15 protein-coding genes are annotated in these 13,206 nt (G+C 64.5%); 6 read left to right on the top strand and 9 right to left on the bottom strand.

Annotation, left to right across the window (positions count from 1 at the left end; all coding sequences use genetic code 11):
- Position 1: 1 nt before the first annotated feature.
- Positions 2–1,063 carry a phenylalanine--tRNA ligase subunit alpha gene (pheS, locus tag AC1MCD_RS07440; protein ID WP_498677266.1) on the bottom strand — a complete coding sequence of 354 codons (1,062 nt, stop codon included), beginning with the start codon at positions 1,061–1,063 and terminating at the stop codon, positions 2–4.
- Between the two features lie 315 nt (positions 1,064–1,378).
- On the opposite strand from pheS, the gene AC1MCD_RS07435 reads away from it, so the two are divergent.
- The 3 genes from AC1MCD_RS07435 to AC1MCD_RS07425 all read left to right on the top strand — a co-directional run bounded on the left by AC1MCD_RS07435 (position 1,379) and on the right by AC1MCD_RS07425 (position 3,680).
- Complete coding sequence (locus AC1MCD_RS07435) at positions 1,379–1,825, top strand: hypothetical protein (RefSeq protein WP_498678227.1); 447 nt, start codon at positions 1,379–1,381, stop codon at positions 1,823–1,825.
- Between the two features lie 2 nt (positions 1,826–1,827).
- Positions 1,828–2,469, top strand: coding sequence for an SIMPL domain-containing protein (locus AC1MCD_RS07430; RefSeq protein WP_498677264.1), 642 nt, complete (start codon positions 1,828–1,830; stop codon positions 2,467–2,469).
- Between the two features lie 95 nt (positions 2,470–2,564).
- On the top strand, positions 2,565–3,680 hold the full coding sequence (locus tag AC1MCD_RS07425; RefSeq protein ID WP_498677262.1) for an Rv2578c family radical SAM protein: 1,116 nt from the start codon (positions 2,565–2,567) through the stop codon (positions 3,678–3,680).
- A gap of 41 nt (positions 3,681–3,721) precedes the next feature.
- Here the strand turns inward: AC1MCD_RS07425 and AC1MCD_RS07420 are convergent, their stop codons facing one another.
- Positions 3,722–4,174 carry a (deoxy)nucleoside triphosphate pyrophosphohydrolase gene (locus tag AC1MCD_RS07420; RefSeq protein WP_498677260.1) on the bottom strand — a complete coding sequence of 151 codons (453 nt, stop codon included), beginning with the start codon at positions 4,172–4,174 and terminating at the stop codon, positions 3,722–3,724.
- 243 nt (positions 4,175–4,417) lie between these two features.
- Here AC1MCD_RS07420 and AC1MCD_RS07415 point away from each other — a divergent pair, with 243 nt between their 5' ends.
- Positions 4,418–5,626 carry an MFS transporter gene (locus AC1MCD_RS07415; protein ID WP_498677257.1) on the top strand — a complete coding sequence of 403 codons (1,209 nt, stop codon included), beginning with the start codon at positions 4,418–4,420 and terminating at the stop codon, positions 5,624–5,626.
- Between the two features lie 78 nt (positions 5,627–5,704).
- On the opposite strand, the gene AC1MCD_RS07410 is transcribed toward AC1MCD_RS07415, so the two are convergent.
- Positions 5,705–6,676 carry a cation diffusion facilitator family transporter gene (locus tag AC1MCD_RS07410; protein ID WP_498677255.1) on the bottom strand — a complete coding sequence of 324 codons (972 nt, stop codon included), beginning with the start codon at positions 6,674–6,676 and terminating at the stop codon, positions 5,705–5,707.
- Positions 6,677–6,877: 201 nt separating this feature from the next.
- Between AC1MCD_RS07410 and AC1MCD_RS07405 the strand changes: the two genes are divergently transcribed.
- Positions 6,878–7,153 carry a GlsB/YeaQ/YmgE family stress response membrane protein gene (locus AC1MCD_RS07405; protein ID WP_354217440.1) on the top strand — a complete coding sequence of 92 codons (276 nt, stop codon included), beginning with the start codon at positions 6,878–6,880 and terminating at the stop codon, positions 7,151–7,153.
- Positions 7,154–7,263: 110 nt separating this feature from the next.
- Here AC1MCD_RS07405 and AC1MCD_RS07400 read toward each other — a convergent pair whose 3' ends face one another.
- The 4 genes from AC1MCD_RS07400 to infC form a co-directional block, all read right to left on the bottom strand.
- Positions 7,264–8,166, bottom strand: a complete 903-nt coding sequence (locus AC1MCD_RS07400) for a TrmH family RNA methyltransferase (RefSeq protein WP_498677253.1) — start codon at positions 8,164–8,166, stop codon at positions 7,264–7,266.
- A gap of 49 nt (positions 8,167–8,215) precedes the next feature.
- The gene (rplT, locus tag AC1MCD_RS07395) at positions 8,216–8,599 is read right to left on the bottom strand and encodes a 50S ribosomal protein L20 (protein WP_164201051.1); all 384 of its coding nucleotides are present in this window, start codon (positions 8,597–8,599) and stop codon (positions 8,216–8,218) included.
- Positions 8,600–8,717: 118 nt separating this feature from the next.
- The gene (gene rpmI / locus AC1MCD_RS07390) at positions 8,718–8,912 is read right to left on the bottom strand and encodes a 50S ribosomal protein L35 (RefSeq protein WP_009358635.1); all 195 of its coding nucleotides are present in this window, start codon (positions 8,910–8,912) and stop codon (positions 8,718–8,720) included.
- A 115-nt stretch (positions 8,913–9,027) separates the two neighbouring features.
- Positions 9,028–10,077, bottom strand: coding sequence for a translation initiation factor IF-3 (gene infC, locus AC1MCD_RS07385; RefSeq protein WP_498677248.1), 1,050 nt, complete (start codon positions 10,075–10,077; stop codon positions 9,028–9,030).
- 386 nt (positions 10,078–10,463) lie between these two features.
- Between infC and AC1MCD_RS07380 the strand changes: the two genes are divergently transcribed.
- Complete coding sequence (locus AC1MCD_RS07380) at positions 10,464–10,850, top strand: DUF1844 domain-containing protein (RefSeq protein WP_164201053.1); 387 nt, start codon at positions 10,464–10,466, stop codon at positions 10,848–10,850.
- Positions 10,851–10,943: 93 nt separating this feature from the next.
- On the opposite strand, the gene AC1MCD_RS07375 is transcribed toward AC1MCD_RS07380, so the two are convergent.
- A complete protein-coding gene (locus AC1MCD_RS07375) occupies positions 10,944–12,248 on the bottom strand; it encodes an MFS transporter (RefSeq protein ID WP_498677243.1) in 1,305 nt (434 codons plus the stop codon).
- 58 nt (positions 12,249–12,306) lie between these two features.
- Complete coding sequence (locus AC1MCD_RS07370; RefSeq protein ID WP_498677241.1) at positions 12,307–13,203, bottom strand: SseB family protein; 897 nt, start codon at positions 13,201–13,203, stop codon at positions 12,307–12,309.
- Between the last annotated feature and the right edge of the window lie 3 nt (positions 13,204–13,206).

Below are 13,206 nucleotides of genomic sequence, written 5' to 3'. Positions count from 1 at the left end.
GTTAGATCTCCATCCCGAAGTGCTCGCTGAAACGTACATCGCCTTCGATCATGTCGCGCATGTCGCCAACCTCGTTGCGGAACATCAGCGCGCGCTCGATGCCCATGCCGAAGGCAAAACCTGAATAGATGTCCGGGTCGATGCCCGCCGCGCGAAGCACGTTGGGGTTGACCATGCCGCAGCCGCCCCATTCAATCCAGCGCGGACCGCCCTTGGCGCCCGGGTGCCAGATGTCCAGTTCCGCGGACGGCTCGGTGAAGGGGAAGTAGTTCGGGCGCAGCCGGACGGATGCTTCGTCGCCGAACATCTGCCGGGTGAAGTGCTCCAGTGTGCCGAGGAGATCGGCCATGCTCAGGTTTTTGTCGATGGCCAGGCCCTCGAACTGGTGGAAGACCGGCGTGTGGGTGGCGTCCAGCTCGTCGGTGCGGAACACCTTGCCGGGGCACAGCACGTAGATGGGCACCTCGCGTTCCAGCATGGAACGGACCTGCACCGGGGAGGTGTGCGTCCGCATCACGAGGTGGGCCTCAGGCGGCTCAACGAAGAACGTGTCCTGCATTTCGCGGGCCGGGTGGTCCGGCTTGAAGTTCAGAGCATCGAAGTTGAACCATTCGGATTCAACCTCGGGGCCTTCGGCGATTTCCCAGCCCATGCCCACAAAGATGTCCGCCACGCGGTCCTGCAGCGTGGAGAGCGGGTGGCGTGCGCCAGCCCGACGACGGCGGGGTGCGGCAGTGACATCCACCGTTTCTTCCAGCAGGATCCGGGCGTCGTTTTGGGCTTCCAGCTCAGCTGTCCGGTCCGCGAGCGCCTTGTTGACCTTGCCGCGGGACGCGCCCATGAGTTTGCCGGCTACGGCCTTCTGGTCTTTCGGCAGGCCACCGATCTCGCGGTTGGCCAGGCTCAGAGGTGACTTCTCACCGGTATGGGCCAGCCTCACCGCCTTGAGTTCGTCAAGGGTGCCTGCGCCGGCAATGGCGGCGATGGCCTGGTCTACAGCGGCAGTGATGGCGGCTTCATCCGTAGGGTTCGGGATGGCGGCGCCCGGCAAAGTTTCAGTCATCTACTGTTCTTAGCTACGAGTCGGGGCTGCCGGTGAACGTGCAGCAGTGCGCGGTCTCCCGGCAGCGCATCCGTCACTGGCAGGTCATTTCGTGAATCCGTGCAGCACGGATGCACTCGATGACCAGGGCAGGGCCGCTGGCGAAATACCCGGTTGGAAAATTACCGGCTGAAGAATTACCGGCGGCCACTATCCATCAGTCTAATTGAACCCTCCGGCTACCATGGCCTCATGACAGAACGTCGGCGTCTGGCAGGACTATGGCCGGTGCCGCCTATGCAAAATTCGGCTGTGACGGGGCAGGCAAGGACACGCCTGACGGCCGGACAACGCGCGAGGCAGCTTGCCAACCTTGCCAACGGAACAACCCTGCTGGGCCTGGCCCTGGCGCGGGCTGCCGGAACGGCTACCACCGCGGGGCCCGCGGGGCTCATTATCGCTTCCGGCTATACGTGGCGGGCTCCCTTCGCCGGGGCGTTCACCCTGGGAAACGTCGTCATCTGCCGCGTCGCTGCCCGCCAACTGACCGCAAACCCGGCGCTTCTCGGGCATGAGGAAAAGCACTGCAGCCAGTACGCCTGGTGCCTGGGGCTGCCTTTCCTTCCGCTGTACTTCCTGGCTGCGGGTTGGTCACAGCTTCGAACCGGCAATCCGGCCTCGGCGAATTTTTTCGAGCGGCAAGCCGGGCTGGCCGCCGGCGGATACGTTGACACCCGGATACCAAGGCCGGCTCCTGGCGACGCCGGTGGAATCGAGGTCTGACCATGGCGGGCGACAGCATCAGGACCATTACCGTGACAGGAACGGGAGCCGCCGAGGCACCGCCTGACCTGCTGACCATTTCCGTGGGCGTCGAATGCCGGCGGGCCAGCGTTGGCGCCGCCTACGCTGACGCCGGCACAGCGTCGGCCGCCGTTTCGGAGGTCCTCCGGCAGAATGGCGTGGCGGACGCGGATATCCGGACGTCCGGGCTAAACGTCCGGCCGGAGCTAATCTGGCGCGAAGGCGAGGGCCAGCAGGTGGCCGGGTACGTCGCGTCCAGCATGCTCACCGTGCGGGTACGGCGGGTGGCTGCTGCTTCAGCCATTATCGCGGCCGTCGTTGACGCCGGTGGCGACGACGTGCGGCTGAACGGCCTCGAGCTCGGCTTCGCAGACGAATCCGCTGTGCTTGCCCGGGCCCGGGAAGCCGCGTGGCAGGATGCCGTTGCCGCGGCGGAGAAGTTTGCCTCCCTCGCCTCGGCACACCTCGGAGCGGTTGTGTCCGTCTCTGAGCACCCCCTCTCATCCGGGCCGGTCCCAGTGGCCAGGCTCGAGCGGGCAGTAGCCACGGACGCCATCAGCATCGAGGCCGGGCACGCGAGCATCGGCGCCAGCGTCACCGTGGTGTGGGAACTGCTCGCCTGAGGACAGTCCCTCTTGGGCTCCGAATCCCCGGCTGCCGCGCAACACTGCACCGGAGGTCCTTGACTTAAGTTCGAACATATATTCGAATGGAGTCCATGAGATGGGATGCACAAGCACTGATGCAGCGGCCCGCCGACGACGCCGGCAGCGTGGCATCACCCGCTCTGCTTCCTTTGGCCGGGCTGGTCCGCTCCATCACCACCCCCGAATTCGCCGGCATCACCTTCCATGAGGTCACCGCCAAATCGGTGCTCAACAAGGTGGTTTCCGGTTCAAAAATGCCCTTCGAGTGGACAGTAAACCCCTACCGCGGCTGCAGCCACGCCTGTGTCTACTGTTTCGCGCGCAAGAGCCATACGTATCTGGACTTCGACGCAGGACTCGATTTCGACAGCCAGGTGGTGGTCAAAGTCAACGCCGCAGAAGTCCTCCGCAAAGAACTGGCCAAGCCCTCCTGGGGCCGCCACCAAGTGGCATTGGGCACGAACACAGACCCCTACCAGCGCGCAGAGGGGCGCTACCAGCTGATGCCGGGAATCATTACAGCCCTGGCGGACTCCGGCACGCCCCTGTCCATCCTCACCAAGGGGACCCTGCTGGCCCGCGACATTCCGCTCCTGAAGCACGCTGCCACGCAGGTTCCGGTGGGCGTTGGCATTTCGCTTGCCATGACGGACGAGGCACTGTCCGAGGCTGTGGAACCGGGCACGCCAGGGCCCCGCGCCCGGCTCAAGCTCGTCTCCCGCCTGCGCGACGCAGGGCTCCCCTGCGGCGTGATGGCCATGCCCATCCTGCCGTGGCTCTCTGACAGCGACGAAGCGTTGGATGCACTCTTCGGATCGCTGGCCGCGGCGGGTGCCACGGGAGTGACAGCCGGCGCCCTGTACCTGAAGCCGGGAACCCGGGAATGGTTTATGCAGTGGATCGCCAAGAACCACCCTGAGCTCGCCGGCCGCTACCGCCGCCTCTATGGCACGGGCTCGTACGCCTCCAAGGAATACCGCACCTGGCTCGCTGCGAAAGTTCGCTATTTCAAGCAGCGGCACGGATTCACAAGCGGCCACGGGTTCAGCCACCGCGATCTGGAGGACGATCCCCGCAGCGAGGAGGCACAGTATCCGGAGGGCATCCTGCCGGTTTCCGGGCAGGCCGGCCCGGACACTGGGCATGGAGCCGGCGGTCCGGCTCTTCGCCAGCCAACCCTCTTCTGACCCGAAGTTTCTGCCCGTTCAACTTCCAGGCTGTTCTGACCTCAGCCTGTGCGGGACGGCAACGCCTGTGAGCTGAGCGCGTCCAGCAGAGCCCGCACTATGGGGAAGTCGGCCGGGATCCAGGGAAGCTCAAGAACCGCCTGATGGTCAGCCAGGGCCACCCACCGCAGTTCGTCGTGGTCCTCCAGCGGATGGGGCTCCCCCTCGGTGACTTCGGCTTGCCAAACCCGCATGCTGGCCCGCTCGTTCAGCCGCCATCCCTCGGGCGTGCCGGCAGGCAATTCGGCTCCGAGCCTGACACCGACACCAAGCTCTTCCTTGAGTTCACGGTGCAGCGCGGCATCGCACTCCTCGCCGGCTTCCACCTTGCCGCCGGGAAATTCCCAGAGTCCGGCGAACTGCTCGGGAGCCGTCCGCCGCGCCACCAGCAGGCGGGCAGGATGTTCCAACGAGTCCAGTATTGCTGCGCCAACCACCTGTATGTGTTCACTCACCGCCCCAGTCTATGAGCACTGCTCCCCTGCCCGGGAAGCACTGGCCTTGAGGCAGGTATACGGTCTCGGCGCGCGGCCTCGGTGCTGGTCCCTGGCGATGGTCCTTGGCGATAGGGGACAATGGACGGCAGGCGTTCGCCGGCGGCCGGACTGGAATACCTGCACCCGATTCGGGGTTGCGTACAGTGGCCGCGGCGGCCCATCCCCCGGCACCATCAAGCATCCTCGTTGAAAAGCAGGCACATGAGCAGCACCACCCGAACGCCCACCACGTCCAGAGTGAAGACTCCTAAGATTGGTGCGGCCATTTTCGCGTTGGCCATGGGCGGCGTTGGGATCGGCGTTACTGAATTCACCATGATGGGCTTGCTCAAGGAGGTGGAGCAGGGACTCAACATCAGCACTCCGGAAGCGGGACATCTCATTTCCGCTTACGCCCTGGGAGTGGTGGTGGGCGCGCCCCTGCTCGCCGCGGTCGGGGCAAAGCTTCCCCGCAAACACCTCGCCCTCGGCCTGATGCTGTTCTTCACCTTGGCAAACCTGACTTCATATCTTGCTCCGGACTACGGCAGCATGCTGGTTTCCCGGTTCGCAGCAGGGTTGCCACACGGTGCGTTCTTTGGCGTCGCGGCCGTGATTGCCGCTTCCCTGGTTCCTGCCAGTCGACGCGGCTGGGCCATCTCCATGGTGATGGCCGGCCTGTCAGTCTCCAACGTCATCGGCGTTCCAGCCGCCACTTGGGTGGGCCAGACTTTCGGCTGGCGGCTGCTGTTCGTCCTCGTGGGCGGCATTGGCGCCCTGACGCTGGTCCTGCTGTGGAAATACGTGCCGTTCCAGGCCCCCCATCCGGACGCCAGCATCCGCCGCGAGTTGGGTGCTCTCAAACGGTTGCAGGTCTGGCTGGCCATCCTTATCGGCATTGTGGGCTTTGGTGGCTTCTTTGCCACGTACACCTACATTGCCCACACGATGACGATGGTGGCCGGCATCCCCGCTTCACTCCTCCCCCTTGTGGTTGCGCTGTATGGGCTGGGCATGGTTGCCGGAACCGTGGTGGGCGGCAGGCTGGCTGACAAGTCGGTGATGGGGACCCTCTACTGGGTCCTGCCGGGCATCGCGGCCGCCCTGGTGACCTACGCCGTCGCGGTTCACTGGCCTTGGTCAGCCCTGGTCATGGTCTTTGTGGTGGGTGCGTCGGGGTCCCTGCTCATCCCAGCGCTGCAGACCCGCCTGCTGGACGCATCCCCGGATGCCCCTTCTCTGGCGTCCTCGCTTAACCACGCGGCGCTCAACGTTGCCAACGCTTTAGGCGCATTCCTGGGCGGCGTGGTGATCGCGTGGGGGTGGGGCTTTGTGGCGCCCGCGCTCGTGGGTGCGGTCCTGGCCCTCTTGGGCCTCGCCGTCGCTGTAACCAGCGGCCTGCTGGAGCGAAAAAGGCCGCTGGCTGCCTGATCCAGGGGGACGGGCAGCCAACGGCCTCACTGGGACAACCGGCGCAATGAGCTCAGCCCAGGGCACCCTGGGCAGGGATCAACCTTGCAGGTCCTGCGGCCGCGCCTCGGCCGGGACCTGGCCGGCGCCCTGTGCGTCGTCGCGGTGCAGATCCGGTTCCAGGTAGATCACGCGGGCAATCGGAACAGCGGTGCGAATCCTGGACTCAGCGCCGTCAATGGAAGCGGCGATATCCCTACCCGTTTCGGCGGCCCCCACGGAAATCTTTGCGGCCACCAGCAGCTCCTCCGGTCCGAGGTGAAGGGTCTTCAGGTGGATGATGCGGTTGTGCCCTCCGGCCTCGATGGCCTCGCTGATGCGGACCACATCGTCCCGCGTGGCAGACTCACCCAGCAGCAGGGACTTGGTTTCGATCGCCAGTACCACCGCAATGGCCACGAGCAGCAGGCCGATCATGCCGGTGCCGGCCGCGTCCCAAATGCCGTTGCCGGTGATGAGTGTCATGCCAACTCCAATGAGCGCGAACAACAGGCCAAGAAGCGCCCCGAAGTCCTCCAGCAGGATCACCGGCAGCTCAGGCTGTTTGGCCGTGCGCACAAAGCTCACCCAGCCCTGCTTACCACGAATGCGGTTTGACTCGATGATCGCCGTCCGGAAGGAGTAGGACTCCGCCATGATCGCCCCGATCAGCACGGCCAACGGCACCCACCAAAAGTCCCCTTCAATGCCGTGCGGATCCTGCAACTTGTTCCACGCTTCGAAGAGCGCAAAAAGACCACCCACGCTGAAGAGCACGATGGAGACGATGAAGGCGTAAATGTAGCGTTCGCGGCCGTACCCGAAAGGATGCTCAGGGCTGGCTTCCTTGCGGGCGCGCTTCCCGCCGATCAGCAGCAACAGCTGGTTACCCGAGTCGGCAAGAGAGTGGATCGATTCGGCCAGCATTGATGACGAAGCGGTCAGGATAAACGCAACAAACTTAAGGACGGCGATGGTCAGGTTGGCGGCAAGAGCCGCGACGATCGCCTTGTTACCGCCATTTGCAGCCACGGAGGCTTCACCCCTTCGGGATTACGGAACGAGCCGGATGATTCGCGACGCCGGAACGGGTGCCGCCCAAGATTACGGTACCTTTTCGGCCGAAAAATAGGCACGTGCGACAGGCACTAAGCCTGCTGACAATGGAGCGCCCTTATGTTAGCTTGAACACTAATCGGGACGATTAATCCCGACGAATATGAAGGAGGAGACATGGGTTTTCTTGCTTGGATTATTCTCGGCCTCATTGTCGGGGCCATCGTCAAGGCCGTTATGCCCGGCAGGGTCGGCGGCGGCTGGGTGACGAGCCTTGTGCTGGGTGTAGTCGGCGCGATTGTAGGCGGCTGGATTGGCAGCCTCCTGTTCGGTAAGGGCGACCTTGCCTTCTTTGATCTGGGTACCTGGATCCTCGCCATCGTTGGCGGCCTGGTAGTTGCCGGCATCTACGGCGCAATCACCGGACGTCGAGGGTCCACCCGCGCACCCTGATCCCCTCATCTGATTCATACAGCAAGGGCCCCGGAAGTGCCGGGGCCCTGCCTTTTTAAGTTGCCAAAGGGTCGTGCAGCCGGTGCTATGTCCGGAGGTAAGGTGATTAGTTAACGTGCCTGTTCCTGCTGGGACCGTGCACTTGCATAGAGGCATACCGTAGCCGCGGTACCGAGGTTTAGGCTTTCCGCAGCTCCATAGACCGGCACAGCCACGCGGTGATCCGCCAAAGACAGTTCAGCTTCTGAGAGCCCCTGTGCCTCGTTTCCGAAGAGCCACGCTGTGGGTGACTCCAACGCGTAGACGGATTCGACGCCGGAGGACGCAAGGCGACGGGCGGCGTTTTGGTCCTGGAGCGTATCCAGGTTGACGTCACCTTCGCCGTCGGCGGCCAGCACACCAATCCCCCGTGCCTGGCAGGCGGCTGTCACTGCCGCAATATCGGCACCCAGGACCACGGGCAGATGGAACAGGGAACCGGCCGTGGAACGGACCGCCTTGGGATTATAGATATCAACGCTGGATGCGGTCAGGATGACGGCGTCCGCTCCGGCCGCGTCGGCCGCCCGGAGCACGGTGCCGGCGTTCCCGGGGTCACGGACCTGACACAGCACCGCAAGCAGCCGCGGACCGGCGTCGAGGACCTGCTCGAGGCTCACGTCCAGGAAACCGCAGACCGCCAGAATCCCCTGGGGGGTGACCGTGTCCGCCATCGCGGCAAGCACTTCGTCGGTAGTAAGGAAAGCGTCAATGCCCTCGGCCAGGGACTCCAGATCCGGGTGCCGGTCGAGGCACGCCTCGCTCGCGTAGACCTCATAGACGACGCCGGGCTCCCCCGCAGCAATCCTCTTCTGGTGCAGCGTCAGGGCCTCACGGACGGCCTGCGGGCCCTCCGCCAGGAACTCGCTGCGCTTTAAACGGGCCGGGCGCCCGGCAAGTTGTGCCACCTTCCTCACCCGATCAGCTCGGGGGTTGGACAGTGGAAAATCTTGCGGGCGCCCGGTTTCGTTCATATAAGAACCTTAGTGGCTTCAGCCACCAGTCCTTGAACTGCCTTCAGTGCTACTTTGCAGCCGGAGCTGACGTGTCAGCAGGCAGGGAGTCCTTGGCGATCTTCACCAGTGCGGCGAAAGCGTTGGCGTCGGAGACGGCCAGCTCGGCCAGCATACGGCGGTCAACCTCGACCTCAGCGGCCTTCAGGCCCTGGATCAGGCGGTTGTATGTGAGGCCGTTGGCGCGGGATGCAGCGTTGATGCGCTGGATCCACAGGCGGCGGAAGTCGCCCTTCTTCTTCTTGCGGTCGCCGTAGCTGTACACAAACGAGTGCAGCAGCTGCTCTTTGGCCTTGCGGTACAGGCGTGAACGCTGTCCACGGTAGCCCTTTGCGCGTTCAAGAATAACCCGGCGCTTCTTGTGGGCGTTGACCGCCCTCTTCACACGTGCCACGTGCGTACTCCTTCGAAAATCTGATCCCAAGCATCTACTGCCGGTACAACCGGCTGGCCTGAGAAGCCTTTTTGGTAGTTGACTGCTGCCAGGTGGCATCAGTCAGAGAACTTGGAACTTAGATGCCGAGCATCTTCCGGATGACCTTTGCGTCACCCTTGAAGACAATCTTGTCGCCGGCGAGACGACGAGTCAGCCTGGAGGACTTGTGCTCGAGGTAGTGGCGGCGGTTGGCCTGCTGGCGGCGCAGCTTGCCGCTGCCGGTCAGCTTGAAGCGCTTCTTAGCACCACTGTGGGTCTTCATCTTCGGCATGGGAACCGATCTCCTTACGTGTCCGCAGACATTGTCTGCAGTTCTTTCGAGCAGCCACCCCTGCAGGCGGCGTACTGGTTGCGTACTGCTGGAGGAAACCTCCTGCAGCTGTGAACTAGGTAGTCTTCTTACCGGCCGGCTTCGGAGCTGCCTTGGGGGCAGGCCTCGCAGCAGGCTTCGGTGCTGCCGGCCGGGCAACCGGCTTGGGCATCGGTGCCGGCGGCCTCGGAGCTGCCGGAGCGGCTGCCTTGGCTGCCTCGGCGGGCTTGGCCTCGGGAGCCTTGGCCGGAGCCGGGGCTGCCTTGGGCGCCTCCCGCTTGGGAGCAGCCGCCTTCGGGGCAGCCTGCTTAGGCGCCTCCTGTGCAGCGGCTTCCTTCACCGGAGCTTCCTTCGCAGCAGCTTCCTTTACCGGGGCTTCCTTCGCAGGGGCCTCGGCTGCAGGAGCAGCAACGGGTGTCTCGGCCTTGGCGGGCGCTGCAGTTTCCGCAGCTGCCGCCTCAGTGGCCTCAGTTTCGGGGGCTTCCGCCTCGGGCTGCGTGTTGATGGCGAACCCTTCCGGAAGAAGGTCAGCCAGCGACTGGGTCAGCGGCGCCTGGTCATCACCGGTGACATCGATGCGGCCCGAAGCCTTGGCTTCGTTCTGCGCCTTGGCCTCTGCACGCTGCGATGCGCGGCGTGCCTCAGCCTTGGCCTCAGCCTTGTTCTTCAGCGGGCCCACGACCATCACCATGTTGCGGCCATCAATACGCGGGCTGGACTCAACAACGCCAACCTCGGCGACGTCGTCAGCGAAACGCTGGAGCAGGCGGATGCCCATCTCCGGACGCTGCTGCTCGCGGCCACGGAACTGGATCATGGCCTTGACCTTGTCACCTGCACCGAGGAAGCGAAGCGCATGGCCCCGCTTGGTCTCGTAGTCATGGGTGTCGATCTTCAGACGGAAGCGGATTTCCTTGAGAACCGTGTTGGTCTGGTTCTTCCGGGCTTCACGTGCCTTGACTGCGGCCTCGTACTTGTACTTGCCGAAGTCCATCAGCTTGCACACCGGAGGCTTGGCCTGAGGTGCTACTTCAACGAGATCAAGATCGGATTCAGCAGCCAAACGCAGGGCATCCTCAATACGGACGACTCCTACCTGTTCACCTGCAGGACCGACCAGCCGCACCTCGGGGACGCGGATACGCTCATTGATTCTTGGCTCGCTAATGTTAAAGCTCCTGTGATTGATGTGATAAACCCACCGGCAAATAGAGAAGGCCCCCAATTGCCGGAGCAATCGAAGGCCTCGATGATCGGATGCACGCTTCTCCGAAGAGAAACTGTGCGCAGTTTTTCGGGCCAATGCCTGATGAACTGTCCGACCGGTACCCGGCAACCTTGCTTCCCTGGAATGACTTCCGGTGGGAAAACGGCTGACGCGGGTGGGAGAGAACTCCGCTTGCAAACTGGATGCCATTCTACAGAAAAAATCCCTAACGACGCAGCGGGGCGCCGGCGGGACCTACACAGCAAAATAACGACATTCAGTCGGTCTGTGACAAGCTTACCAGTATGAGTACCCCAGACAGCAATTCACACGTTTTCGAGGCAGCCCCTGCCGAGGCTGACGTGAGCCAGCAAATCCGCGACATCTCCGAGGTGCCGGCCATCGAGGTCATCACCACCGCCGCCGTTCACCTGATGAGTGCAGCAGCAGTGAAGCTCGGCCTGGCCGCCGAGGACAACGCGGAGGAACTGAAGGACCTGGATGAGGCCCGCAAACTTATCACCGCCCTTGCCGGCCTGGTGACGGCTGCAGCCCCTGAGATCGGTTCCCAGCACGCGGGGCCGTTGCGCGATGGACTGCGTTCCCTGCAGCTTGCTTTCCGGGAAGAGTCCGTTATTCCGGACGCCCCGGGCAAGGGCCCGGGCGAGAAGTACACCGGCGCCGTCAACTAGTACCCGACGCGGCAATTCGTTCACAAGCTAAATCACGACGGCGGCGGGCGGACCACGGAGGTCCGCCCGCCGCCGTCGTTGGTTCCTGCAGCGTCAGGTGGCGACTCTGCGGCGCCGCATTGCCTGGAGCAGCAGTCCCACCAGGCAAAGCACAACGCCGGCCGCACCCACTGCCACGAACCCTCCGGACGGTCCTGTCCCGTCGATGAAGATTCCCGCGAGGGGTGCGCCCAGCGCCACACCGGCGGTCAGCGCAGAGCCGTACCAGCCCATCGCCTCGCCGCGGCGGTCCTCGGCCACCAAGTCCGCCACCTTTTCGGAAGCCGCCGAGAGCACCGGTGCGCACAAAAATCCCGGAAGAATCGAAACAAACGCCAGGGTCCACGTATCGTGCGCAAAGCCCATCGGAATGGTCAGGGCCGCCATGCCCAAGAGCAGGACGTTCGGCAGGATCGGCCGGTGCATTGCGCCGTAGACCAGTCCGCCGATCACGGACGCGGCGCACCAAAAGAGGAAAACGATGCCGATTTCGCTTTGGTGGCCGCCGGTTTCCAGGGCCGCAACAATTCCAACGTCGGTGCCACTAAGAACCATCCCGGTTCCCGCCGCAACCGCAAAGACCGCCGCAACGGTGGCCGTGAACCAGGCAAAATTGTGGACCACTTTACCGCGCAGGCCCGCGCGGCCACGGCGGGCAGTTTCGGCACCGGCCGGCACAAGGTCGGCCGCTGCTTCCTGGACGTGGGCGGGAGCCGCGCACACGACTGCCACCTCCGCAGCGTGCCGCTGGTCCGCCTCGCCTTCCTCGGTCTGCGTGGCGCTGCGCGTGGGCGGGTTGAACCACATCAGGAACAGGCCGGCCAGGGACGTGGACACACCCACCACGGTGAGACCCAGAACGGTGAAGCCGCTGGTGGCCACGACAGCGCCGGCCGCGGGTCCGATCATAAACACCACCTCAGTGGTGATCGAGTCCAAGGCAAAAGCGGTCCGCCGCTGGGTACCGTCCGCGAGGACGCCCAAGGACTGGCGGATCACGCTGAAGATCGGCAGGGTCAGCAGGCCACCGATGAACACCAACGGCAACAGCAATTCGTAGCTGACATGCGGAACGACGGACCAGATGACCGCTTCGGAAACTACTGACGGGATAAGGGCCCTGCGAAGGCCAACCGTGTCAACACGACGGCCGCGCCATGGCGCTCCCACAGCTATGCCGATGGTCATCACCGCTGCAGCTGCGCCGGCCGCGGCATAGCCCTTGTCCAGGGTGAGGACGATGTGCAAAGTCAGCAGGACGCCGGCAGCAGAGTGCGGGATGCGGGCCACCATACCCACAAGCAGGAGCCGCCTGATGGGCTCGACGGCGAGCAACTCCCGGTAGAGAGCGAAATTCACGGAGAATCCTTTGGGTCTGGCACGGGCAGCCCGAGGGGTCTCCCCCGCTGACCGTCAGCTACTGAACCGCGCGCCGCAACTTAATTTCCATCGAATCGACCCGCTCCCCAAACAATACATTCCGCGACCAGGCAGCTTGAAGTCCGGCCACGAGCCCCTGCACCGCGGCGGCATCAAGGCCATCCTCGAGGTACAGAACCACCTGCAGTTCCGGTCCGGCACCGCCCCCTGAGAGCGGGACTCCCCCGCCAGTCACGGCGGCAACCCCGGAACCTGGAAGGAGTTCGACGTTCCGGACCGCCGGGAATCCGCCTGCCGCTGAGGCCATTTCTGCTGCCAGCGCGGCATCGGTGTAGGAGGGAATCCACTCCTGCTGCTGTGCCAGTGCCCACACGGCAGGCCGCCGGACCACAACGGTTACGTCCGAGCCCGGGTCAAGGACCAGCAATTCGGCCCCTTCGGCGACGGCTGATAGCGCGGCCCGTGCCGCGTACACAGCCACGGGCCGCGCGTCAGGGTGCCAGGCGGCGAGGCGGTCAGCTGATGTGAACGCGGGCATGGCTGTCCGGCCGTCTGGTGCCTTCAGGGTGACCAGCGCCATGTCGGCCTGCTTGTCCGCGGTCAGCCCGTCCACGCCCTCCGCTTCTGCGCCGAGCTGGGCGATGATGGGGATGAAGACACGGGCAGTGGCGAGCGAAGCCACCACCGCCGCTTCGTCACCGCTGCCCTCAACCAGGGCGCCCGCGGCGGCGAGGTAACCGGCGTCGGCCGTTCCGTCGTCGTCCTCGAAGTTGTGGATCTTGGCGTCGTCCCCGGCCAGGCTCCGGCCCTCCCAGGGCCTCCCCGCCGAATCGCTGGGGCCGCCCGCACCGGCAAGGGCAGCGGCGATGTGTCCGGGAAGGTGGCGCTGGACGGGAGCCCCGCCAGCCGCTTCTGAGTTAGGCGTGCTGTCCACGGT

This window comes from Arthrobacter sp. BF1 (assembly GCF_056680215.1).
Note: the sequence above shows the minus strand (reverse complement) of the source record. Positions and strands in the feature narration are given on the sequence as shown.

What these genes read in the sequence shown, in the direction of transcription:
- pheS (WP_498677266.1), bottom strand. Translation starts at nt 1,063, where the DNA reads ATGACTGAAACTTTGCCGGGCGCCGCCATCCCGAACCCTACGGATGAA.
- AC1MCD_RS07380 (WP_164201053.1), top strand. Translation starts at nt 10,464, where the DNA reads ATGAGTACCCCAGACAGCAATTCACACGTTTTCGAGGCAGCCCCTGCC.
- AC1MCD_RS07430 (WP_498677264.1), top strand. Translation starts at nt 1,828, where the DNA reads ATGGCGGGCGACAGCATCAGGACCATTACCGTGACAGGAACGGGAGCC.
- AC1MCD_RS07400 (WP_498677253.1), bottom strand. Translation starts at nt 8,166, where the DNA reads ATGAACGAAACCGGGCGCCCGCAAGATTTTCCACTGTCCAACCCCCGA.
- AC1MCD_RS07425 (WP_498677262.1), top strand. Translation starts at nt 2,565, where the DNA reads ATGAGATGGGATGCACAAGCACTGATGCAGCGGCCCGCCGACGACGCC.
- rpmI (WP_009358635.1), bottom strand. Translation starts at nt 8,912, where the DNA reads ATGCCGAAGATGAAGACCCACAGTGGTGCTAAGAAGCGCTTCAAGCTG.
- AC1MCD_RS07405 (WP_354217440.1), top strand. Translation starts at nt 6,878, where the DNA reads ATGGGTTTTCTTGCTTGGATTATTCTCGGCCTCATTGTCGGGGCCATC.
- AC1MCD_RS07415 (WP_498677257.1), top strand. Translation starts at nt 4,418, where the DNA reads ATGAGCAGCACCACCCGAACGCCCACCACGTCCAGAGTGAAGACTCCT.